Annotated in this window: 29 protein-coding genes; 13 read left to right on the forward strand and 16 right to left on the reverse strand. The window is 34.2% G+C overall.

The genetic code is table 11. The features are described from left to right. Positions 1-64: 64 nt before the first annotated feature. The 10 genes from DL91_RS09835 to DL91_RS09875 all read right to left on the reverse strand — a co-directional run bounded on the left by DL91_RS09835 (position 65) and on the right by DL91_RS09875 (position 7,394). Complete coding sequence (locus DL91_RS09835; protein ID WP_048191383.1) at positions 65-262, reverse strand: hypothetical protein; 198 nt, start codon at positions 260-262, stop codon at positions 65-67. A gap of 129 nt (positions 263-391) precedes the next feature. Further along, the gene (locus DL91_RS09840; RefSeq protein ID WP_048191384.1) at positions 392-1,219 is read right to left on the reverse strand and encodes a DUF1932 domain-containing protein; all 828 of its coding nucleotides are present in this window, start codon (positions 1,217-1,219) and stop codon (positions 392-394) included. Between the two features lie 42 nt (positions 1,220-1,261). Then, complete coding sequence (locus tag DL91_RS09845; protein WP_048191386.1) at positions 1,262-1,876, reverse strand: cytochrome c biogenesis CcdA family protein; 615 nt, start codon at positions 1,874-1,876, stop codon at positions 1,262-1,264. Between the two features lie 12 nt (positions 1,877-1,888). Next, positions 1,889-2,338 carry a thioredoxin domain-containing protein gene (locus DL91_RS09850; protein WP_052374369.1) on the reverse strand — a complete coding sequence of 150 codons (450 nt, stop codon included), beginning with the start codon at positions 2,336-2,338 and terminating at the stop codon, positions 1,889-1,891. 89 nt (positions 2,339-2,427) lie between these two features. Next, positions 2,428-2,946 (reverse strand): DUF89 domain-containing protein, encoded by a 519-nt coding sequence (locus tag DL91_RS14405; protein WP_255343939.1) that lies wholly within the window; start codon positions 2,944-2,946, stop codon positions 2,428-2,430. A gap of 25 nt (positions 2,947-2,971) precedes the next feature. After that, entirely contained in the window at positions 2,972-3,289 is a 318-nt protein-coding gene (locus tag DL91_RS14410; RefSeq protein ID WP_255343940.1) for an ARMT1-like domain-containing protein, read from the reverse strand. A 77-nt stretch (positions 3,290-3,366) separates the two neighbouring features. Then, the gene (locus DL91_RS09860; protein WP_048191387.1) at positions 3,367-4,380 is read right to left on the reverse strand and encodes a site-2 protease family protein; all 1,014 of its coding nucleotides are present in this window, start codon (positions 4,378-4,380) and stop codon (positions 3,367-3,369) included. Positions 4,381-4,443: 63 nt separating this feature from the next. After that, a complete protein-coding gene (locus DL91_RS09865) occupies positions 4,444-4,644 on the reverse strand; it encodes a MoaD/ThiS family protein (RefSeq protein WP_048191389.1) in 201 nt (66 codons plus the stop codon). Positions 4,645-4,777: 133 nt separating this feature from the next. Continuing rightward, the gene (locus DL91_RS09870; protein ID WP_048191392.1) at positions 4,778-5,722 is read right to left on the reverse strand and encodes a TIGR00269 family protein; all 945 of its coding nucleotides are present in this window, start codon (positions 5,720-5,722) and stop codon (positions 4,778-4,780) included. 70 nt (positions 5,723-5,792) lie between these two features. After that, positions 5,793-7,394, reverse strand: a complete 1,602-nt coding sequence (locus DL91_RS09875; protein WP_048191394.1) for a dihydropteroate synthase-like protein — start codon at positions 7,392-7,394, stop codon at positions 5,793-5,795. A gap of 110 nt (positions 7,395-7,504) precedes the next feature. On the opposite strand from DL91_RS09875, the gene porC reads away from it, so the two are divergent. The 7 genes from porC to DL91_RS09910 all read left to right on the forward strand — a co-directional run bounded on the left by porC (position 7,505) and on the right by DL91_RS09910 (position 12,348). Next, positions 7,505-8,044, forward strand: coding sequence for a pyruvate synthase subunit PorC (gene porC / locus DL91_RS09880; RefSeq protein ID WP_048191397.1), 540 nt, complete (start codon positions 7,505-7,507; stop codon positions 8,042-8,044). 23 nt (positions 8,045-8,067) lie between these two features. After that, a complete protein-coding gene (porD, locus tag DL91_RS09885) occupies positions 8,068-8,310 on the forward strand; it encodes a pyruvate synthase subunit PorD (protein ID WP_048191399.1) in 243 nt (80 codons plus the stop codon). A gap of 1 nt (position 8,311) precedes the next feature. Next, positions 8,312-9,463, forward strand: coding sequence for a pyruvate synthase subunit PorA (porA, locus tag DL91_RS09890; RefSeq protein ID WP_048191400.1), 1,152 nt, complete (start codon positions 8,312-8,314; stop codon positions 9,461-9,463). Beyond that, positions 9,464-10,330, forward strand: coding sequence for a pyruvate synthase subunit PorB (porB, locus tag DL91_RS09895; protein WP_048191402.1), 867 nt, complete (start codon positions 9,464-9,466; stop codon positions 10,328-10,330). It begins immediately after the preceding gene. A gap of 6 nt (positions 10,331-10,336) precedes the next feature. Then, on the forward strand, positions 10,337-10,843 hold the full coding sequence (locus tag DL91_RS09900) for a 4Fe-4S dicluster domain-containing protein (protein ID WP_369792055.1): 507 nt from the start codon (positions 10,337-10,339) through the stop codon (positions 10,841-10,843). A 1-nt stretch (position 10,844) separates the two neighbouring features. Then, entirely contained in the window at positions 10,845-11,276 is a 432-nt protein-coding gene (locus DL91_RS09905) for a 4Fe-4S dicluster domain-containing protein (protein WP_048191405.1), read from the forward strand. A 229-nt stretch (positions 11,277-11,505) separates the two neighbouring features. Beyond that, positions 11,506-12,348, forward strand: coding sequence for a fumarate hydratase (locus DL91_RS09910; protein ID WP_048191406.1), 843 nt, complete (start codon positions 11,506-11,508; stop codon positions 12,346-12,348). A gap of 252 nt (positions 12,349-12,600) precedes the next feature. Here the strand turns inward: DL91_RS09910 and phoU are convergent, their stop codons facing one another. From phoU to DL91_RS09940, 6 genes are all read right to left on the reverse strand, one after another. Beyond that, positions 12,601-13,302, reverse strand: coding sequence for a phosphate signaling complex protein PhoU (gene phoU, locus DL91_RS09915; RefSeq protein WP_048191408.1), 702 nt, complete (start codon positions 13,300-13,302; stop codon positions 12,601-12,603). A 48-nt stretch (positions 13,303-13,350) separates the two neighbouring features. Further along, a complete protein-coding gene (gene pstB, locus DL91_RS09920) occupies positions 13,351-14,106 on the reverse strand; it encodes a phosphate ABC transporter ATP-binding protein PstB (RefSeq protein ID WP_048191409.1) in 756 nt (251 codons plus the stop codon). Between the two features lies 1 nt (position 14,107). Further along, positions 14,108-14,956 (reverse strand): phosphate ABC transporter permease PstA, encoded by an 849-nt coding sequence (gene pstA, locus DL91_RS09925; RefSeq protein WP_048191411.1) that lies wholly within the window; start codon positions 14,954-14,956, stop codon positions 14,108-14,110. Positions 14,957-14,995: 39 nt separating this feature from the next. Then, the gene (pstC, locus tag DL91_RS09930; RefSeq protein WP_048191413.1) at positions 14,996-15,871 is read right to left on the reverse strand and encodes a phosphate ABC transporter permease subunit PstC; all 876 of its coding nucleotides are present in this window, start codon (positions 15,869-15,871) and stop codon (positions 14,996-14,998) included. 117 nt (positions 15,872-15,988) lie between these two features. Continuing rightward, positions 15,989-16,807 carry a phosphate ABC transporter substrate-binding protein gene (locus tag DL91_RS09935; RefSeq protein WP_048191415.1) on the reverse strand — a complete coding sequence of 273 codons (819 nt, stop codon included), beginning with the start codon at positions 16,805-16,807 and terminating at the stop codon, positions 15,989-15,991. A gap of 156 nt (positions 16,808-16,963) precedes the next feature. Continuing rightward, positions 16,964-17,776, reverse strand: a complete 813-nt coding sequence (locus DL91_RS09940; protein WP_048191416.1) for a phosphate ABC transporter substrate-binding protein — start codon at positions 17,774-17,776, stop codon at positions 16,964-16,966. Between the two features lie 224 nt (positions 17,777-18,000). On the opposite strand from DL91_RS09940, the gene DL91_RS14415 reads away from it, so the two are divergent. From DL91_RS14415 to DL91_RS09965, 6 genes are all read left to right on the forward strand, one after another. Next, positions 18,001-18,489, forward strand: a complete 489-nt coding sequence (locus tag DL91_RS14415; RefSeq protein WP_255343941.1) for a citrate/2-methylcitrate synthase — start codon at positions 18,001-18,003, stop codon at positions 18,487-18,489. After that, complete coding sequence (locus DL91_RS14420; protein ID WP_255343966.1) at positions 18,432-18,752, forward strand: citrate/2-methylcitrate synthase; 321 nt, start codon at positions 18,432-18,434, stop codon at positions 18,750-18,752. Before DL91_RS14415 ends, DL91_RS14420 begins: the two co-directional genes overlap by 58 nt. Positions 18,753-18,956: 204 nt before the next feature. Beyond that, positions 18,957-19,571, forward strand: a complete 615-nt coding sequence (locus DL91_RS09950; protein WP_231551446.1) for a hypothetical protein — start codon at positions 18,957-18,959, stop codon at positions 19,569-19,571. A 16-nt stretch (positions 19,572-19,587) separates the two neighbouring features. After that, positions 19,588-19,980: a hypothetical protein gene (locus tag DL91_RS09955; protein WP_048191417.1), complete on the forward strand. Its 393-nt coding sequence runs from the start codon at positions 19,588-19,590 to the stop codon at positions 19,978-19,980. Positions 19,981-20,160: 180 nt separating this feature from the next. Then, positions 20,161-21,510, forward strand: coding sequence for a DASS family sodium-coupled anion symporter (locus DL91_RS09960; protein ID WP_048191419.1), 1,350 nt, complete (start codon positions 20,161-20,163; stop codon positions 21,508-21,510). Positions 21,511-21,624: 114 nt separating this feature from the next. Further along, a complete protein-coding gene (locus DL91_RS09965) occupies positions 21,625-22,071 on the forward strand; it encodes a universal stress protein (RefSeq protein WP_048191422.1) in 447 nt (148 codons plus the stop codon). The last annotated feature ends 43 nt before the right edge of the window (positions 22,072-22,114 follow it).

Raw genomic sequence — 22,114 nt, forward strand, 5'->3', positions numbered from 1 at the left:
CAACATTTAAAATAAAAATTAAAGAATCCAAATGCTTAATAATATAATTTAAGTCAGTAAATTATTATTCAACTTCCCTATGCTCAACTTCGGGACATGTCCAATCTCTGCAGAAACTCATTACCATCTTACCCTTATCTGTGGTAATATAAAATCTCCAACAATCACCATTATAGGGTTTGAATTTGATGTCAACTATTTTTTTACCAACCAGTTTACCAAGAGCTTCATTACACTCCTTTGTACGTTCTTCCACCTTCATGGATAGTTCCCCTCTACTTACATTAACTTTATTTCAAGAGCTAATATTATTTTATGTTTTTTCTATAATTTAAATTCATAAAAAAATTTAAATTTGAAATAGTGATGGATATATCCCATTAAAATAAGCCTAATCTTCAGATAAGAGATTAAATACTTCGATATAATTATCAGGTCTATTTTCATGCCTTTTAATATTTTTACTCAAATTTCTGAAGAATTCTGCAGTTGCCTTACTCATAATAGGATTCTGTTTTTCCGAAAGCATTTCAACTACTTCCCTCATTTCTTCTGAACGCCTTTCAGCATGAAATGCAGCAGATATTATCCTTGAAACAGATGAATCTGTAAAATCCTGTCCTTCTGTTTCTGAAATGTAATTAAGAACTTCCTTATCTATACCCATTTTAAAAGCATGATAAATTGACTCAAAAAGTAATGCAGAAACGCCCTTGGTATAGGCACTTCTAAGAAGTTTTATTCCTGAAGCTTGACCATTTTCATCCCCAACAACTGTAATATTCATCCCATAATCTTCTAATTCTGCAAAAGCCCCGGCAAAAGCACCTGAAGCTATTACCTTCACATTAATTCCATTTTTCAAAACAGAACCAATTATAGCCGCATCAACTGTTTTTCCATTTTCGATCATTCCCAAAGTCTTCCTAACAGTTTTTGGAGAAACATTGTTCATATCCACATAGATACCCTTAGAATATTTCCCAACCATCTCAGCAACATCAATAGCATTTGAAGGTACAACTGAAGATATGAGAATATCCGACCTTTCTGCCAGCATTCTATACGAGTTGTATAACTTCACTTTAGTTTTTTTGGCCATTTCCTTTGTTCTGGTACCTCTATCTAAAATACAAGTATAAACATCGGCACCATTTTCCATAAGACCCTGAGATAAGGTTGATGCAACCTCTCCAAATCCAATAAATCCAACTTTCATAATAACCACTTTTAACCATTTAATTTTGTACAATTCCTAAATTTACCATCCCAAATATCCACTTAACAGATAAACACCTGCAATTATGATTATAACTCCTGAAAAGATTCTTATTTCATTAGAATACTTCATTATACGATTAAAAGGTAGTTTAGATGCCAAAAATGCTATTAGTAACAATGATACAGAAAATCCAACTGCAAATAATAACATATTTTCTGTACTGTATATCCAGTTACCTGTAGCTGCACTGTAAGCTGCTACTGCAACTATATATGGACCATAACAAGGTGACCAAGCAAGGGAAGTTAAAATTCCAATTAAGAATGATCCTGCAGTTTCATTTTTGGGATTAGGTTTGTATGAGTAATTGAAAATATTTCTGTTCACGATAAAATATATTCCCAATACAATTATAAGAATTGCAGCAATCAACCGGAAATAATAGATGTAATGGTTTATAGCAACGGTAAAAATTGCGGTTGAAACAGTTAAAACTGCAAAAACTATGTAAAAACCTATTATAAATGCAAGAATATCCTTAGTTTTGCGGTTTAAAATTGAATGCCCTACTACTATTGGTATCAATGGAAGAACACATGGAGAAACAACTGATACTAGTCCGGCTGAAAATGAGAATAAAAATCCAACATCCATTAAATATTCACCTCAGATTATATTTAAAAGTTCTGTAGCTGATACAAATCCTGTCTGCCTTTTAATTTCATTTCCATTTGAATCTAGTATAAGAAGTGTTGGATAACCGTACACTTTGTATTTGGAGGTGATATCTGGATACAAATCCCCATTTATTTTTACAAGAACATATTTCTGCGCAAATTTCTCTTTAACCTTCTGGTCTGTAAATGTTTCTTTATTTAGTTCTTTGCAGTAACCACACCAGTCAGCATAAAAATCAATGAAAACTAGTTTATTTGATTTTTGAGACAATTTTAAAGCAGAATTTAGATCAGTATTCCACTGGAGATTTATTTGATCATTTTGATTTTGTAGCTGTTTGGAATTATTCTGTCCTTGAAAACTTGAAATTGTAAATATAATACCTACACATACCACAACAACTACAAATACAAGTAATATTTTTTTCAAATAGTCCATGATCTGCTTATATAATCATAGTATAACTATTTTGCTAAAAGTTGTTAACTTTCTAATTAAATCTGTATCAAATTTAAGAATTGTTAAAGTTAAGATTTATTGCTTAACATTAAAACAATATTATCTCCAAGATCAACACCTATATCCCTTGCTACTGGCCTGCATTTAGCATTTAGGAGGCAAAAGACGGGTTTCATCTTCAGATCCATTTCACCTAAACCTTCATAATTGCCCAATCCCTTGGCTATAACCATGTCAGATTCATGGAATAATTTCATAAACTCTGCAGACACATCCTGTTCTATCACTCCAATTGAATCTGTACCTGTTGTTGTGAGTTTGGCTAAATCATTTAAACCTATTTTTAGAGCATCCTCAATACATGCGTCATTTAATATAGGTTTTTCTTTAAGGGCAACTGTAACTTCAACATCATATTCTACTAGTTTTTCTATAAGAATCTTATCAAAAACAATTTCTCCTATGTTATCTGCAAGATAAAGAACTGTTTTACATTTATTTAATTCATTTTCAAGCTCTTTTGAATGGTCTAAAGTAGGATTTTTCCCCATAGTTTTAGTTATCAAAGATTCCATGTCCGTATCCAATCCAAGAGCACCAAAATCAATGACGTTACCTGCTAATACAACTTTTTAGATCTTTTTCTTCCCCTAGAATTTTTTTAACTTTTGGAAGAAAATCCATTGCAATATCATTAGATATTTCCCTTTCTTTGCTGTAAGGATCTTTATTCCCAGTTTCTTGCTTTATGGTTCTGTGAACCTTGGTGCCTATAACATTGGAAACAGCCCCAATATGGAAATTTTCTGAAACAATTTTCACCACTTTTTCAGTGACTTCCATCTTTAATGAATCATTGTTTGTTGCAAGATCTAATGCTTCTCTTGTCTGTCTTAAAAAACATGCTGCGCATTCATAGTGAACTTTCATATTATCTCCAAATAGTTTAACATTTTAATAAATTCATTAGTTAATTTAATAAATAAAATGATCAGGTAGAATAATTTTTATACTATTTGTGGAACTGGTGTAAGACATAGTATAAAAATTATTAACATGACAACAGCCAGGATCTTCCTGCTCACTGTCAACTTGGAAACATTATCTAATGCACCAGGATGTCTTCTGTTTAATACCAATATCAACATCATAAGTAAGGCCATTGGTATCCATCCAAGTAAAAATGTAACAAATACACCAACTATAGATATTATTCTGTGAATTTTTTCAGTGAACAGTGCCCTTACTATATGTCCTCCATCCAAAAAAGCCACAGGCATTAGGTTAAGAAGTGTAACTATTATTCCAACCCAACCTGCAAATGCAATTGGATGAAGCTGCAGTTCATATCCTGAAGGTATGTTCGGTGCTAAAAAGTACATTAATATACTCATAATAGGTGGTGGATAAAAAATCATAGACCCAGATATTACAGGAGTAATTTTCGACAGGTATATTCCAATTATGAGGACTGGGACTGCTATAATAATACCTGCAAGTGGCCCACTGAATCCCAAGTCAAAAAGGGAATTTTTATCAGGTATGGGAGATTTAACATTTATTACTGCACCAAATGTCCCTATAAAAGTCGGAGCAGGGACAAAATAGGGTAATGTGGATTGGACATTGTGTTTTCTAGCAGCATAATAATGAGCTGTTTCATGTACTCCGAGTATTCCTAATAATGCTAAAGCAAATGCTATTCCATCCCATATGTTACCACCAGCAACATTATAACCTGCAAATATCGTGGTTGCTACTGTTGCAACGAATAGAATTATGTTTATATGGATACGGGATTCACTCTTCTCTTTTTTACTAGCAATTCCTATTGTGTATCTTCCTTCAATACTTTCAATGAATGGAATGTAACCTACTTTATCTAGATCCTTTATTAATTTCGAAAAGTTATTGTGATCGTAATTATCAACAGTAAAAAAAGAACCTTTAGGAGTGGTATGAAATCCAGTTATATTGAAGTACCTTGATATATATTCCTCAATTAGATCATAGTCTTTCAAAGATTTACATCCCCAATTTATAAAATTGAATCTTCTTATTTGAATGTTCAATTAAACTATAAATTATCCACCATAAATAACTTGTATAACTTCTATTAAGTCCCCTTCTTCAACCAGTTCTTCATCAATTACTATACAATTATTTTTTTTAACAACAACTGTTTCTGGTGCAATATCAATATCATTGAGGAGATCTTTAACAGTATTATTCTTATTAATTTCAATTAACTCTTCTTTTTCACCAATAACCAACTTTATTTGCATGAATTTTCTCCTTTATACAAAATATTCATAAATATCTAATATATTTTTTAGAAGCTATCTTTTATCTTAAGAATAATCTTTTAATATAAATTATATTTAATAATAAATTTATTTTTGGAAAAATTTGATTGTATTAATCTACTTCAGATTCTTCCCATGATTCTAAAAAGCTGCATACTTTACAAAGGCGTGCTGCACTTGGTTCTCCACATTTTTCACATCCCCTCACTAAGGACTCTGTTGAAAATTCCTTTTTCAAAACAGGTTTCATCTTATCAAAACCTCTTAATGTAGAGTACATTATGGTTGGATGTTCATTTGATAGTTGTTTTAAGAAACTACCAACTTCTGCGCGGAATGATTCTCCGGCATATGGGCAGCCTGCAAAGTGTATTTCAAGTTCTTTTGCAATAACATATAATCCAATTTCTTTTTCGGGTATTTCTCGAAGGGGTTTAATTTTTATTGTAAACATCTCATTTTTTGTTTCTGATTTGGGGCCAATTCTTGTTAGATTATGTATGTTCCCTTCAAGGTAACTCATGACAATTGACTGGGTTTCATCGTCAAGATTGTGTCCTGTAGCTATTTTGGTAGCACCTTCTTCTCTTGCAACTCTATTAAATATCCAGCGTCTGAAAACCCCACAATATGTACATGCGTTCCTTCTACCCTCTTTAAGAGTATTTTGTGCTATTATGTCATCGAGAGTCTTTCCAAAATACTCCTTAAACGTCACAACTCTATGTTCTACACCCAATTTTCTTGCATTTCTAGCAGCAATTTCAACTCCTTCTTCTCTGTAACCATGTATTCCTTCATCTATTGTAACTGCTATAATATCTATAATATTTCTTTTCCGAAGAGAGTTAAGAACATCAAGGAGCATTACGCTATCCTTACCGCCTGAAAGGCCTAATAATACTTTGTCACCTTTTTCAATAAGTTTATATTTGCGAATATCTTTAATAACTTTATTTTGGGTTGATTTAATAAAGCAGTCTTTACATAATTTCTGACCCGATTGTTTTTTTTTAATTATGATATGGGGATTACCGCATTTATCACATGAATTCATATTTGTTCTCCTAGAGGCACTGTTAAATCAAATTTACACTTATTTGTAATGAAATAATTTGTTTATTAATCTAATTATAAATCCTCTTGAAAAGTGGAAAGTCTTGGATATAATTCTTACCAATTTTAGATGCAATTTCTGCTTTTTCAAGCTCTGAACCTAGGTAGGTTGCATGCTCCATTCTTGAAATTAAATTCCGTTTTAATATTTCATCATATACAGCCTTTGCTGTAGTTCCCTTTATTGCAATTTGAGGTTCCATTTTTAGATAGTGAATTACTTTTATCTGTTCATCCTCAACCATGATCTTAAAACTGCCTGAAGGATCATGCATAAATTTATAATCTTCTACAGCTTGAACAACAGGAATATCTAATTCTTCTGAGATTATATCAGATCTACGCTTGTCTTTAAATAACACGAGATTTATTCCAAGGTCTTTTGGAATAGAATTCCTGTTTTTCGATAAAAACATCATTTTTGAAGAAATTGCAAGTTCTTTAACACTGCCCATAGTTTTTCCACTCTCTTCTGGTGTGAAAAGTACACTTGCACCGAGTTCCATTGCAATACCGGAAAGAAGTGCATTTACTCCAACAGAATCTGCATCTAATAGTTCAGTTACGTTACCAACTCCAAAAAATACAGGCTCTCGATTTTTTTCTTTGAATTGTCTACAAGCTATTATAGAATCCACCATACTTCTGCTGTTAATTGGATCAAGAATAAGATCTGCTAAAACTTCAATTTTACTGCATTTCATCCTCATTTCTTCAATGGATTTAACCCTTTCATCAACTGTTTCTGGCACCCAATTTTTACTGTAATCTGTTGGTAGGATAACAGCAGGAATATTCTTATCTTCAATATAGGGGAGAACTTCTTCACAATTACCATGATCCAGACTTAAAACCATATCAACACCAGCTTCAACTGCAGATTTAATCTCTACGGGATTTAAAGTATCAATGCTTATAGCAACATCCAAATGTTCCTTCAGTAGAGTTATCATTTTAGGTATACGTTCCACTTTCGTTTCACCAGCTATCATACCTAAATCAACCATATCTGCTCCGGATTTAACAAAATATTTTGCCCTTCTTAACAGTTCATAATCGCTTAATATAGGAGCATTTGCTATTTCAGCAAGTACTCTCATAGGAAAATCTTGTCCAACCGGCATTGCACCAACAAGAATATTTTCTGGTTTTTTAAGGAGTTTTTGAATGTTCTTATCATTATTCTCAAATTCTTCAATGAATTTGAAAGCCCTTTTCCGGAGTTCATCTTCGATTAGTTTATCAGCAGGAATACTGGAGGATAGAGTGAGTTTATCGATCATCTCAATGACTATGGCAATGTCTGCTGCATCTTTAGGCCCTTTATACGTATTAATACCCATTTTATCTTTAACATAATTAACATCTTTCCGTATTAAACCTGGAGTTAATATAATATCAAATGATTCAATGTCAAAGATTAGCTGGTTTGTATTAGAATTATCAGAATGATTTAAACCATATCTTTCAATTTCTTCAACTATCTTTTTGGGGGTTAAAAATGCTGCTATGGGTGTGTTAACTACGTGTACATGCACATCATGTTTAGATTTGGAGGATTCTTGTTTTACCAACTGACTTGCTAGTTTTCCTGTGATTATAAGTATTTTCATAAACGCCTCATCTATTTAATTAACTAAGATCATTTACTATAAGATCGTTACCAACACGTATATATATTACAATTTATAATGATTAACTATGAGGAATGGAGGTATGAGTGATGATTGAAGTTCGCTTTCACGGACGTGGAGGACAGGGTGCAGTTACAGCTGCGGAGATACTTGCAAAGGCCGCTTTTGAAGACGGTAAATACTGTCAGGCGTTCCCATTTTTCGGGGTTGAAAGAAGAGGCGCCCCAGTTATGGCATTTACCAGAATAGATGACCAGCCAATTAGAAGAAGGTATCAAGTTTACAATCCGGACTATGTCGTAGTTCTGGATGATGGGCTTTTAGAAGTCGTGGATGTATTTTCAGGGCTTAAAGATGGAGGAAAAATAATAATAAACACCAATAATGGTGTAGAAACAATTAACGGTGCAGAGATCCACAAAGTTGATGCAACAGGAATAGCACTTGACATTTTGGGTGTTCCAATCGTTAACACCATATTATTAGGAGCATTTGCAGGTGTTACTGGTGCAGTTTCAATCGAATCAATTATAAAAATTATAAAAGAAACCTTCAGCGGAGAAATAGGTGAAAAGAACGCCAAAGCCGCAAAACTAGCTTACGACGCTGCAAAAGAGGACATTAAATAAATTAATATAATAAAGGTGATTTCATGGTATCAATAGGAGCAGCAGTTAAAGAACCGGGCAGTACCCGTCAAAATAAAACAGGTAGCTGGAGAACATTTAAACCCATTCTTGACAAGGAAAAGTGCATAAAATGCGTAAACTGCATAATGTTCTGTCCTGAAGGATGTGTAAACAAGGATTATGACATTGACTACGATTTCTGTAAAGGATGCGGCATATGCGCAGAAGAATGTCCTGTAAAAGCAATAAAAATGGAGAGAGAATAAAATGGTTATTAAAGTGATGTCTGCAAACCAAGCTATTGCAGAAGCAGTCAAACTTGCAAATCCAAAGGTTATTCCAGTTTATCCCATAACACCCCAGACAACCATATCCGAATACCTTGCAAAATATGTTGCTGACGGAGAAATAGATGCAGAGTATATCAGAGTAGAATCAGAGCACAGTGCAATAAGTGCTAGTTTAGGTGCTTCTGGTACTGGTGTAAGAGTATTCACAGCAACATCATCACAGGGACTAGCTTTGATGCATGAAATAATCTTTGCTGCTGCAGGTTTAAGATTACCTGTGGTTATGGCTGATGCCAACAGAGCATTATCTGCCCCATTAAGTATTTGGAATGATCAGCAGGATTCAATATCAGAAAGGGATTCAGGCTGGATGCAAATATATGCAGAAAACGGTCAGGAAGCACTTGATTCTATATTGATGGCCTACCGGATTTCAGAAGATAAAAATGTTCTTCTTCCAAGTATGGTATGTATTGATGGTTTTATTTTAACACACACAGTTGATCCTGTTGATGTACCTGAAAAAGAGAAGGTAGAGAAGTTTTTACCCTCATATAAACCAGATCATGCTTATCTTGATACAAAAAGACCAATGTCAATTGGTACATTCACAGACCCTGGCTATTATATGGACGCACGCCACGATATGGAACTAGCAATGGAAAGCGCTCAAAAAATCATAGCCAAAGCTCACACAGAATTTTCAGAGATTTTCGGAAGGGATTACGACTTTGTTGAAAAGTACAGATCCGAAGATGCCGACCTAATAATTGTTGCAATGGGATCCATATGCAGTACAATTAAGGATGTTGTGGATGAGCTTAGAGATGCTGGAGAAAAAATTGGACTGGTACGTGTAAGGGTTTTCAGACCATTCCCAACCAACCAGATATATGAAGCAATTAAGGGTGCTTCAAAAATCGGTGTAATCGATAAAAATATCTCCTTCAGCGTAGGTGGAGTACTAACTACCGAAATCAGATCAAAAACAGGTTTAGATGCCTCTGGATTCATAGTGGGTCTAGGAGGAAGGGATATTAAACCTTCAGATATAATGGAAATAATTGAAAAAACTAAAAATCCAACTAAACATACACAGTGGATAGGACTAAACAAGGAGGAACTTTAAATGGAAATATCTGACAAAGAATTCCTTGCACCTGGACATAGAGCCTGCGCTGGATGTGGCGCAACAATAGGTGTCAGACTCGCCCTCAAAGTGTTGGGCGAAAACACAGTAGCAGTATCTGCAACTGGTTGTTTAGAAGTTATTACAACTCCTTATCCTGAAACTTCATGGGAAATACCATGGATGCATGTTGCATTCGAAAATGCTGCAGCAGTTGCATCGGGTGTTGAAGCTGCACTGAAATCACAGGGAAAAACCGATACAACGGTAGTTGTATTTGGTGGAGATGGAGGAACAGCAGATATTGGGCTTCAAGCTCTCTCAGGAGCTATGGAACGAGGACATAACCTAATTTACATATGTTACGATAATGAAGCATACATGAATACAGGTATCCAAAGAAGTGGAGCAACGCCATATGGAGCATCAACAACTACTTCACCCCATGGTAAAGAAAGTTTTGGTGAAGACAAGCCCAAAAAGAATATGCCTATGATAATGGCTGCCCATGGAGTACCATATGTTGCTACTGCTTCAATATCATACCCTGAAGATTTCATGAAAAAGGTTAAAAAAGCCGCAGAAATCGAAGGACCTGCATACATTCATCTGCAACAACCATGTACAACTGGATGGGGTTACAACCCTGCCAAAACCATAGAACTTGGAAGACTAGCAGTTGAAACAGGATCATGGATACTCTATGAGATAGAAGAAGGTGAATTCAAAGTCACCTACAGACCACTTCAAAGAAAAATGGTTAAAGAGTACTTGGATGCACAAAAGAGATTTAAACATTTAACAGACCTCGAAAAAGAAAGGATTCAAAGCCATGTAGATGCAATCTGCATTGAGCTTAAGATATAGGGGGATATGAACTTGGATAAGATATTGATTCAACCCGACCTCTGTGATGGCTGCGGAGACTGTGAAGAAGCTTGCAGCAAACTCTATGGAACATCAAGGATATCTGTAAGGGAGATTGAAGGATCATTCTATCCAATAATCTGCCAGCAATGTGAAGATGCACCATGCAGGAGGATATGCCCCACAGATGCCATTGAAATGGATATCACCTCTGAAAAATGTATTGGCTGTGGCCTCTGTATGATGGTTTGTCCATTTGGTTCCATAACCATTCATGAGAGAAAAGCACATAAATGCCACCAATGCCCTGATAAAGACACACCTGCCTGCATTAAAGCATGCTCCAAACGGGCTATTGCAAAGGTAGACACAGAAAGGATGAAATTCGACAAACAGAAAGAGCATATTGATAAGCTCAGTGGTCTGGGTAAAAAGAAAAGAAAAAGCACCAATATGATTGGCATTTTAACAGCAAATTCGAGAACTAAAAAAGTTCTTCACAAGGAGGTCTGAAATGAAAGAATTAATTTCAAAACCAGAGCTCTGTGATGAATGTTCACGATGTGAGCGTGAATGTCCTCAAAATGCAATAAGAGTCATAAGTGGAGTTCCAGTACACTGCCTTCATTGTGCTAAAGACAGAGCACCTTGTATGACAGTCTGTCCAGAAGATGCAATTGTTGAAATTGACGGTGCCATTGTAATTATGGAAGATGAATGCATTGGTTGTGGATTATGCAGAGATTCATGTCCAATAGGTGCTATACATATGGATGAATTAGGAATTGCTAAAAAATGCAATCTTTGTATAGATAAGGATGTACCAGTTTGTGTTTCAACATGCCCTAAAGAAGCGCTTAAAATGGATTCTGAAGATATTTTAACACAGAAACGTGACAAAATTGCAGAGGAACTCCGAAAAGTTAAAATGATAATGAAATATTAAGGGATCTTTTTTTTATTCCCTTTAATTATTATTTTGTAAATTTTTTATACAAAAATTTATTTTTAAATCTAATTTTTTTAATTTCTGTATTATTACTTTAAATATCAAAAACCTAATTTATTTAAGGGCTTCATTAGATAATAAGGTATATTCTCCCAAATTTACTTAATAACTAATTTAATATTTATAAACAAATATAACCCCTAATATATATCTTAGAGCTGATCAGATGATAACACAGAAACAAATTGAAGATACTATTTCATTTCTCTATAAAAATTCTGTTATTGAACTACCAAATGATGTGAAGAATGCTTTGAAGAAGGCCTATCTTAATGAAACAAATGAAACAGCTAGGTTTAATCTTAAGGCAGTACTTGATAATATTGATGCAGCACATACAAATGGGATCCCTATGTGTCAAGATACTGGACTACCCATAGTATTTGTAAAGCTTGGTAACGTAAAAGTTGAAAACTTATATCATGGGATAAAAAATGGAGTGGAAAAGGCCACAATTGAAGTACCATTACGTCCAAACGTTGTTGATCCTTTAACACGCGAAAACACAGGTACCAACACAGGTAAAGGTGTTCCTCTTGTGGATATTGAAATAGTTGAAGGAAATTATATTGAATTAACCATTTTTCCAAAAGGATTTGGATCAGAGAACAATAATGCAATGAAAATGGCGCTGCCGGGTGAGGGTATTGAAGGAATAAAAAACTTTGTTGTTGACACAGTTCTTGCTGCAGGCGGAAAACCATGCCCTCCCACCAGGATAGGTGTAGGAATAGGAGGATCATCCGATTATGCTTTAAAACTAGCCAAAAAAGCCTTATTAAGGGAAATTAATTCTAAAAATCCCGATAATCGATTGGCTGAACTTGAACAAGAATTGCTTGAACTTGTGAATTCAACGGGGATCGGTCCAATGGGTTTGGGAGGTAATACAACAGCTTTAGATGTTAAAGTAGAACTTGTTGATACCCATACTGCAGGTCTGCCCATTGGTATTTGCATTCAATGCTGGGCTGCAAGACATGCTAGCGCCATTATAAGAGATGAATAAATCTAATTTAGATGATGCAAAGACACTTATTTCAAAATCTGATAAAGAGTAATTACTAAGTTTATACAAAAACAATGAATTAATAGTTAGATCACTTTAATAAGAAAATCTAATATCGGGTCTAAAAATTTTTACTTGGAATAACAGCAAGTTGGAATACAAAATTCCATTTATTGTTATACCACAATAAAATGAGTTATATAATTCATTATACTCACTTATATAAAAATTAAAAAAGAGGATTAAACTATTTTATTTTTTATCCTCAACTAATCCATCTAATTTTCCTGCTACACCGGGCTTTTCACATGTGATCATGTAGATGGTTCTGTCCCCAATATTTTCTGCCCTATCAGCAATCCTCTCAAGGAACCTTGCGACAAACAACAGATATATCAGGAAGGATATAGCATCTTTCTCCTGAAACATACTAGCAGATATATCTTGAAGGGCCTGATCAAATAGATCGTCTACCTTGTCGTCATCCCTTTTTATTTCTCTTACCAGGTTCATGTCCTCATTTAGAAATGCAGATATACTCTTACTCATCATTCCATCAACAATATCTGCCATATGAGTGATGTCACTCATTGGTTTTTCAGGTATTTTTTCGTCCTTTATCTGTTTTGCAACGTCTGCAATATTTGAAGCTAAACCTCCCATCCTTTTTAAATGGCTTGCTACTTTTATACATGTTTCAATAAATCTTAAATCTCTTGCTACTGGTTGCTCTGAAGCTATTACACTCATTGCTTTCTGCTCTAGGTTATAATTCATTTCATATAATTTATCATTTGACTTGCTAACTTTCTTAACCAGTTCCTCATCGTAACTAATAAAAGCTTCCAATGCATTCTTGTATGCAGAGAGGCTTGTCTGCCCCATTTCTTCAACATCTTCTCTAAGATAATTCAATCTTCTTTGGAACCTCATCCTTGGATATCTTCTTTCCATTCTATCCTCCACCTATTTTAAAATAAATGATATTATCTTATATTCAACTCATCCGAATCTTCCTGTTATATAATCTTCAGTACGTTTATCTTCTGGTTCTATGAATAGTTTGTCTGTAAGACCACTTTCAACTATTTCTCCATGAAGGAAAAATGCAGTGTACTTTGAAACCCTTGTTGCTTGTTGCATGTTATGTGTTACAATAATAATAGTGAAATCCTTTTTTAGCTTGTGTATTAAATCCTCTATTTTGGTTGTTGATATAGGATCGAGTGCTGAACAAGGTTCGTCCATTAGAATAACTTCAGGTTCGACTGCAATGGTCCGAGCAATACACAGCCGTTGTTGTTGTCCTCCTGAAAGTCCCATTGCAGATTTATCTAATTTCTCTTTAACCTCATCCCAGAGAGCAGCTTCTTTAAGACTTTCCTCAACCCTTTGTTCTATGAAATCTTTGTCTGAAATCCCATGAATTCTAAGTCCATATGCCACATTGTCAAATATAGATTTAGGAAATGGGTTTGGCTTCTGAAAAACCATTCCAACCTTTTTTCTAAGATCAACTACATCTACTTTGGGATCATAAATATTCCCATCATCAAGTAGAACTGTGCCTGTCATTTTAAAGCTATCTATCAAATCATTCATTCTGTTTAAAGTCCTTATGAAAGTAGATTTACCACATCCAGAAGGTCCTATGAGTGATGTGACCATATTCTTTTTTATATTAATGTTTATATCTTTTAAGATATGTGATTCGTCAAAGTAAACGTTCAAATCTTCCACTTCAATTCTATAATCCATTTTATCGCCCCATCATCTTTTTGGAGTATCTTTCAACTACTGTGTTGGTTACAACTGTTATAACAAGAATCAGCAGAACAAGAACTGCAGCAGTCCCATATGCATTATCAAGGGAAACACCTTCAGTTGCTAGAACATACAAATGCAGTGGTAATGGCCTTCCAGGATCAAATATTGAAAGTGGCATTGCCAGAGCCGATCCAACAACAAATAATATTGCTGCAGCTTCTGACATTGCCCTTGCCATCCCTAGTATTACACCTGTGGTAATACCGGGTATTGCAGCAGGAAGTATAACTCTATATACAGTTTGCCATTTAGATCCACCCAGTGCTAAGCTCCCCTCTGCATAAGATTTTGGTACAGCTGCTATTGAAACTTCTGAAACCTGGAGAATTGTCGGTAAAGCCATAAATGCAAGAACAAGTCCTCCTGAAAACAGGGACCATCCCATACCAAGAAATACAACAAAAAATGCCAGTCCAAATAGCCCGAAAACTATTGAAGGTATTGATGCAAGTGTTTCTGATCCAAATCTAATGAGCTTTACAAAAATATTTTCTTCTGTATACTCCTCAATAAACACCGCTGCACCTACCCCTAGTGGAGCTGCAACTAGTACTGCAATAACAGTTACAATAACAGTTGAAACTATCATAGGAGCAATGCCTCCAGATTTACCTGAATCTATGGGATTCGCCAATAAAAATTCCAGATTCACGACTGGAAGTCCTTTAATAAGTATGTAACCAATTATTATAAGTAGTATGATTATAGTAACTATTCCTGAAGCCCAAAATACTCCTTTCATGATTTTCTGGGCATTTTTAGGAGATATGATTCTATTCATATTTTACCTCCGGAATCACTATGATATTGTACCTGAATTTCACAGGTATCCTCCTCCAATTGTGATTTTCTTTTTATAATGGAAGTAGTTGGCAATCACGAGAAGTATCATGATTATGATGAACAGGACTATTGCAGTTCCAAATAATGCACTGTAGTGAATTCCTGTTGCATAACCCATTTCTATTGCAATGTTCGATGTTAACGCCCTAACCGGGTCGAAAATTGAATTTGGGAATTGAGCAACATTTCCTGCAACCATTATTACAGCTAGTGTTTCGCCTATTGCTCTACCCATTCCTAATATTATGGCTGTTATAATTCCCGGAATTGCTGCAGGAAAAATAACATTTTTAATTGTCTGCCAATGTGTTGCCCCTACTGCAAGTGATGCTTCCTTGTATTCATGAGGTATAGAACGTAATGCATCCTCGGATACACTGATTATAGTTGGAAGTATCATTACAGTGAGAATTATTGATGCTGTAAGCATACTGAAACCAGTACCTCCAAATTGAACCCTCATAATAGGAACCAGTACTATCAATCCGAAAAATCCATATACTACTGATGGAATTCCTGCAAGGGTTTCTATGACTGGCTTTAAAATTTTCCTCATTGTTTTGGGTGCTATTTCTGCCATGAATATTGCACAAAGCAATGATAAAGGAACAGCAAAAAGTAATGCCAGACCTGTTATTCCCAGAGAACCCACTATCATTGGTAAAACTCCATAATCACCTGATGAAGGATCCCAAGTACTTCCAAATATAAACTTTAAGAATCCATAGCTCTCCATGGAGGGTAAACCTTCAGAGAATATGAAGATTATGATGAGTAGGATTATGATTATTGATGAAAGAGCGGTAATTAACAGACCCTTCTCTATTAGAAATTCTTCGATATTATCCTTCATTTGAGTACTCCAAAAATCATTTAATTTAATTTCAATTTTTTATGTTTCGATGTTGGTTGATAATATTCTCATTTTATTTAAGTTATGTAATCATATAATGTCTGATATTAACACAATCTATTGTTTTAGTTGATTTGCAGGCACTACTTTCTGATTTTGTATTATGGCCTGTCCTTCAGGACTCATTACATAATCGAGAAAATCTTTGGAAATACCAGTGGGTTCACCATTTATTAATAATTCAAATGGTCTTTGTAGTAGATATGAACCATCGGCTACACTCTGTTCTGATGGTGTAATTCCATTTACTGTAATTGCTTTGACAGAATTATCCATGTTTGCAAGGGATATAAATCCAATTGCACCGGGATCCTGTTTCACTGCCTGTTTCACTGCTTCGGTTGAACTTTGAACAATCGCATCTTTGCGTATTTTAGTACTACCCATAATTATATCCTGGAATGATTGAAGAGTTCCTGAACCAGACTCCCTTACCACTACATGAACCTCTTCATCAGAACCTCCAATTTGATTCCAATTGGTTACTTCACCGCTGAAAAGATTGCGAATTTGTTCGGAAGTTAAGTTGATAATTGGATTGTCGTTATTTACTGCGATGATAATTCCATCCTTTCCAATAACATATTCATTTAATCCATCTTTTTCATCGGGGCTGAGAGCCTTTGAACTCATTCCCATATTAACTATTCCTTGTTCAACTGTCCTTATACCAAGACCTGAACCTCCACCTTGTACATTTATTCGTACATTGGGATGTGTTTCTTGATATTTTTCTGCAAGTTTCTCTATAACCGGTTGTACGGATGTCGATCCTGCAATTTGTAGTCTTTCGTATTGATTTCCTGGATTAAACACAAGATAAGCACTGATAATTATTATAACTGCGATTATTAGAAGAACATATTTAGAATCCATACCATCACCTTACAAATACCTTCAACCTTTAAGTATTTAAAAATGTGGTATGAAACTCGAATATGTTACCTATTGTGTTTATATCGATTAATTTAGATTAATTTAATAAATATACAATTGAAATGGTATTTTTACCATTTCAAAAGCTCTTTCTAACTATTTTGCCGGTACAACATTTGCTGATTTAATTATGGCCTGCCCTTCAGGTCCCATAACCCAATCTATAAAGTCTTTAACAGCACCCTTTGGTTCGCCTTTGGTTAAGAAAATGAACGGCCTCTGGAGTTTGTAAGTACCATCTGAAACAGTCTGTTCTGAAGGTGTAATACCATTTACAGTTAATGCTTTAACAGAAGAATCCAAGTCCGCAAGTGATATAAATCCAATTGCATTTGGATCACCCTTAACTGACTGCTTAACTGCTTCTGTTGAACTTTGAACAATTGCATCAGCCTTGATTTTGGCAGTTTTATTTAAAACAAGATCTTCGAAAGCTGTTCTTGTACCTGAACCATCTTCACGGGTAATTACATCTATTTTAGCGTTTGCTCCACCAACCTGATTCCAGTTGGTAACATTACCACTGAATATGTCCTTCAGCTGTGTTACTGTGAGACCACTAACAGAATTTGCGGTGTTGACTGCAATGACTATTCCATCTTTACCTATTACATTTTGATTTAAACCTGTTGATTCATTGGCACTAATGTCCTTAGAACTGGTACCTATGTTTACAGTTCCTTCGCTTACACTTTTAATTCCAACTCCAGATCCCCCACCTTGAACATTGATCTTTACATTAGGATTTTTCTGCATGTACACCTGTGCAAGTTTTTCTGCTACAGGTTGAACCGATGTTGATCCTGCTATTGTTATCTTTTTACTATTAGATCCAGATGCAAATACCATGTATGCGCCCGCTATTATCACTATTGCTATTATTATTCCGATTATATATTTTGAGTCCACCTATTTCACCTCATTCCTAACCTTAGTGCAATTACATATAAAGGTTACTATATGTGTTTTTATTAACACATAATGTGAACAATATCATAGCAAAATATAAATTATTTCCAATTCTTTTTAAAGATTACACATTTAGTGTTTTAATTAAGACCAAAGGGTTAAATTTAAATATTATTCATTTTATTTAATATAATAACATGATAACTGAAGAAATATTGAGAGGTATGTTAAAACTTAAAAATTCTGACTTGAGAACCTCGATAACTCAAGTAGAAAGAAACATGCTGAAAACACAGGGTTTTTCTCAGGAGGAAATAATTGGCAACTTTTCTTTTCCAGAGATGGTTTATCTTCTTTTAAAGGGTGAAAAACCATCAGGAAATCATGAAAAAATGTTCGAAGCAGTATTGGTATCATTTTGTGATCATGGGATAACTCCCCCTAGCACAATCAGCAAGATAATGGCATCTGCTGGTTCACCTGTAAATGTTTGTATTGCTGGAGGAATACTTGCTTTTGGAGAAAACCATGCAGGAGCTATAGAAAATGCAATGAAAATTTTTCAGGAAGGAGTTAAAATATCCGATGCTTACAATGATCTGCATCAGAAACTGCACGGTTCATCATTGAGGAATATAGAGACCAAGGTAAAAAGATACCCGGATTTGGACATCGTTATCATTCAGAAGATCCAAGGGCACGAAAACTCTTAGAAATTGCACAAAATTGTGGTTGCGATGGAAAACTTTTTAAAATTGCGATTGAAATGGAAAAATTATTATTAAAAGATAAAGGAATAAAAATGAATATTGATGGAGCAAATGCAGCAATATTATCTGACATGAAATTTAATTGGCATTTAGGATGTGGTATATTTGCAATAGGTAGGATACCCGGGTTATTGGCACATATAACAGAGGAAATATTAAATGAAGATCCCTTCAGGAAAATCACAGAACTAAAATCTACACTATAAAATTACAAAAATCCATATTCCACTATAATCAAAAAAAATATTCTTACATCAAATTTGAGATTAGAAATATAGTAAAATGACATAGACTTCAAGTGTAAAAAAGAACACATAAAGCCTAAAAATAGTGATGTTATATCAAATAATTATCAAAAAAAATTAGATTTTGAAATACTGATGTTTTTAATGTTATGATATGGAGAAAAAATGCAATTTGATTACACTATAATATTGGCATTAATGGGTTTATCAATCATCTCAGTAATTATTTTAATTAAATTGATCTATAGGCATAATCCTTATTATAATGAACAATATGGAAATGAAATAGTCCTTTTTCACAGTCCAGATAGATATAAAAAAAGGGTTTGGAGATTCAATCTAATTGAAGATTTAAAAAATTTCAATAAAAAAAGAAAAACCCTTGATAAATTGAAACTCAAAGTTATTGTTGGGGAATTTAGTGAAGGTACACAAGAGATAATAAAACACGCAGCTAATCATCAATTTGCATCAATAATAGTAATTAGTGGACCTAAAGTATTTTGTGAGGACAAGATGGAGATTTATACTCTTCTCGATAAATATGAAAGTGTAGAATATTTAATATTGCCAAAAAGGCCTACAAAACATTTTATGATTTTTAATGATAAGGGTTTATATATTGAAAAACCTCACAGACACAACGAAAATCGTGGATCTGTTGGTATAAAAAAAGCCCAACCAGAATTGATAAAAAAATATGACCAAACATTCAATAAAATGATGGAATTTGCAATTCCAATTACTAAAGAAGAAGTGTTAAAACAAGAATGTTATTAACAAATGGAGCTAAAATATGGATATATCTGCATTAATACCCGAATTTCTAGTTTTAAGTTTAGCAGGATCTTCATTATCAATAGCAGCCTATTCTTCATTTAAAGATAAGAGTGATGATCAAAAATTATTGTTAATCATTGCCAGCTGTTTTATATTTGCATTTTTAGTGGTTTTTATTTTATCATTACTAACACTTGAAAACTTAACATTTTATCAGTACATATTAGCTTTAATCTTCTATGTCCTGATTTTCATGGCTATATTGTCCATTATAGGATTTATTATCCATCGTTTAGTAACCGATCAAAGATACAAGGATGATGAATTACAATCTGCTATAGATATAATTGAATCAAGTAAGGATGGATTGGACAGTTCAATAACCCTGTATGAATCTGAAAAATTTTAATGACTAAAATTTTTGATATAAAATTTTTTCTTGTTTAAATTATTTTTTTTTAATAACCGATTAGAATAATGCATCATGATTAATCATTATGAAATAAATTTATATGATATTATATTGTAAGTTATATTTTGTGAATTTAAGGAGGGATAAAAAACGAATATTAGTTTTAAGACTTTAGGGATGCCTTTGGCTATAATTGCTTTTATTTTGGTCATGCTGGTCCCATTACCTGGCTTGAGTTATCCGGGTCATGCTGCAATAGCTCTATTGATTTTTGCAATCATAATGTGGGCTAGTGAAGCACAGCATCTCGCTGTCACCTCTATAATACTGTTATTTTTACAACCCCTATTGGGTATTGAAAGTTTCAGTAATGCCGTAATTGGATTTGCTAATCCCATTATCTTCTTGATGATTGGTGGATTTATTCTGGCAGTGGCCATTGGTAAAAGTGGGCTTGCTAAGCGTTTCACTTATTGGATGCTCTCTAAGGTGGGTACAAGCCCAAGTATGAGTATTTTTGCGGCTGTTTTTTCAACAGGGCTTTTGTCTGCATGGATTGAAAATGTTGTTGCATTTGCGATGCTTCTTCCCATTATCAAAACAATTGTACCATTGTTTGGTGTAGAAGAACCTGAGAAGGGTAACAGTAACTTTGCTAAGGCAATGGTTTTAGGTGCGTCATATGGTTCATTAGCAGGTGGTTTTGGTACTGAAATAGGTACAGCACCAAACTTAATGGCTGCAGCTTACACACACCTTCCATTTGTTAATTGGATGATATTTGGATTTCCGCTTGCAATTTTTATGTTATTTGTAACGTGGAAGTTGTTAGGTTGGATTTTCCCGCCAGAAACCGATGGAATTGTTGGTGGAAAAGAAACATTGACCAAAGCTATGAATGTCATGGGTTCTATCACAAGAACAGAGAAAATAACAGCAGCAATATTATTCTTTACCATTGGTTTGTGGGTAACTACAGGTATAACAGGTATAGATAGTTATTCTGTTGCTTTGATTGGTGCAGCTTTGTACTTTATCACTGGTGTTATAGATTGGAAAGATGCCCAAGAAGGTGTAGATTGGGGATTAATAATCTTCTTTGGAGGAGCTTTATCTCTTGGAGCTGCACTGCTAAATACAGGTGCCGCAGCATGGCTTATACATGATTTAATAGGTATGATGGGCAGTAATGTTTCAACACTTGCTATAATGCTCTTGTTGATGGTTATTGCTGTGATTTTCACCCAGGTAATGTCTAACATTGCATTGGCTGCTATTTTAGTACCTCTGTCAGTTACTTTAGCTGCTGCTCAGGGACAACCTATTGGGATTTATGCTGTTCCAGTAGCTATTTCATGTTCGCTTTCGTTCATGTTCCCAATGGCAGATCCAACTGTAGCAATGGCATATGGTACGGGTTATGTGAAGATCAAAGAAATACTCAAAGCAGGAATTCCAATGGTAGTAATTGGAATTATAGCAACCATAGTGGTAATGCTGACTATAGCCAAACCATTCCTAGGATAAACAAACATAAGAATTAATTGCAGAAATATTGATTCTGTAATTATTTATTTTTTTTTAAAAAATATTTGAAATTATTAAAAATTAAAAAAAATTAAAATTATATGGGGGATTTTTATGTCTAAAAAAATATTATTACCTACCGATGGATCAAAAAATGCAGAAAGAGCAGGAGAATATGCCATATCCCTTGCAGATATAAGTGGTGCAGATATAATAATTTTAAACGTGATAGATACCTATTACTTGGATTCTATACCACAACCAGATGTTAGAGAAAGTGTAGATGAAGAATTGAGGTCAAGCGTGAAACAATCCATAGAACGCTTTGAAGATGAAATAGAAGAAAATAAATGCAATGGTAAATGTAAAAACGTTAACTTCAAAATACTCATCAAAGAAGGAAAACCAGCAGATATTATACTACAAACCATTGACAATGAAGGAATCGATCAGGTAATAATAGGAAAATCTGGTAAACATGGATTAGAAAGATTGTTGCTTGGAAGAACAACAGATAAGGTAGTAAAAGAAGCTAAAGTACCTGTTAATGTGATTTCATAAATGAATCTATTAATCTATATTCAAATAATATTAGATAATTAAG

The sequence above is a fragment of the Methanobacterium sp. SMA-27 genome (assembly GCF_000744455.1).
Lineage (GTDB): Archaea > Methanobacteriota > Methanobacteria > Methanobacteriales > Methanobacteriaceae > Methanobacterium_B.

Bases quoted from the DNA above. Each gene is read 5' to 3' on its own strand.
- porD (WP_048191399.1), top strand. From the start codon at position 8,068: ATGGTATCAATAGGAGCAGCAGTTAAAGAACCGGGCAGTACCCGTCAA.
- pstC (WP_048191413.1), bottom strand. From the start codon at position 15,871: ATGAAGGATAATATCGAAGAATTTCTAATAGAGAAGGGTCTGTTAATT.
- DL91_RS09840 (WP_048191384.1), bottom strand. From the start codon at position 1,219: ATGAAAGTTGGATTTATTGGATTTGGAGAGGTTGCATCAACCTTATCT.
- phoU (WP_048191408.1), bottom strand. From the start codon at position 13,302: ATGGAAAGAAGATATCCAAGGATGAGGTTCCAAAGAAGATTGAATTAT.
- DL91_RS09850 (WP_052374369.1), bottom strand. From the start codon at position 2,338: ATGGACTATTTGAAAAAAATATTACTTGTATTTGTAGTTGTTGTGGTA.
- porA (WP_048191400.1), top strand. From the start codon at position 8,312: ATGGTTATTAAAGTGATGTCTGCAAACCAAGCTATTGCAGAAGCAGTC.
- DL91_RS14410 (WP_255343940.1), bottom strand. From the start codon at position 3,289: ATGAAAGTTCACTATGAATGCGCAGCATGTTTTTTAAGACAGACAAGA.
- DL91_RS09865 (WP_048191389.1), bottom strand. From the start codon at position 4,644: ATGCAAATAAAGTTGGTTATTGGTGAAAAAGAAGAGTTAATTGAAATT.
- porB (WP_048191402.1), top strand. From the start codon at position 9,464: ATGGAAATATCTGACAAAGAATTCCTTGCACCTGGACATAGAGCCTGC.
- porC (WP_048191397.1), top strand. From the start codon at position 7,505: ATGATTGAAGTTCGCTTTCACGGACGTGGAGGACAGGGTGCAGTTACA.
- pstB (WP_048191409.1), bottom strand. From the start codon at position 14,106: ATGGATTATAGAATTGAAGTGGAAGATTTGAACGTTTACTTTGACGAA.
- DL91_RS09910 (WP_048191406.1), top strand. From the start codon at position 11,506: ATGATAACACAGAAACAAATTGAAGATACTATTTCATTTCTCTATAAA.
- DL91_RS09965 (WP_048191422.1), top strand. From the start codon at position 21,625: ATGTCTAAAAAAATATTATTACCTACCGATGGATCAAAAAATGCAGAA.
- DL91_RS09955 (WP_048191417.1), top strand. From the start codon at position 19,588: ATGGATATATCTGCATTAATACCCGAATTTCTAGTTTTAAGTTTAGCA.
- DL91_RS09875 (WP_048191394.1), bottom strand. From the start codon at position 7,394: ATGAAAATACTTATAATCACAGGAAAACTAGCAAGTCAGTTGGTAAAA.
- DL91_RS09960 (WP_048191419.1), top strand. From the start codon at position 20,161: ATGCCTTTGGCTATAATTGCTTTTATTTTGGTCATGCTGGTCCCATTA.
- DL91_RS09835 (WP_048191383.1), bottom strand. From the start codon at position 262: ATGAAGGTGGAAGAACGTACAAAGGAGTGTAATGAAGCTCTTGGTAAA.
- DL91_RS14415 (WP_255343941.1), top strand. From the start codon at position 18,001: ATGTTAAAACTTAAAAATTCTGACTTGAGAACCTCGATAACTCAAGTA.
- DL91_RS09900 (WP_369792055.1), top strand. From the start codon at position 10,337: ATGAACTTGGATAAGATATTGATTCAACCCGACCTCTGTGATGGCTGC.
- DL91_RS09845 (WP_048191386.1), bottom strand. From the start codon at position 1,876: ATGGATGTTGGATTTTTATTCTCATTTTCAGCCGGACTAGTATCAGTT.
- DL91_RS09870 (WP_048191392.1), bottom strand. From the start codon at position 5,722: ATGAATTCATGTGATAAATGCGGTAATCCCCATATCATAATTAAAAAA.
- DL91_RS09905 (WP_048191405.1), top strand. From the start codon at position 10,845: ATGAAAGAATTAATTTCAAAACCAGAGCTCTGTGATGAATGTTCACGA.
- DL91_RS09935 (WP_048191415.1), bottom strand. From the start codon at position 16,807: ATGGATTCTAAATATGTTCTTCTAATAATCGCAGTTATAATAATTATC.
- pstA (WP_048191411.1), bottom strand. From the start codon at position 14,956: ATGAATAGAATCATATCTCCTAAAAATGCCCAGAAAATCATGAAAGGA.
- DL91_RS09950 (WP_231551446.1), top strand. From the start codon at position 18,957: ATGCAATTTGATTACACTATAATATTGGCATTAATGGGTTTATCAATC.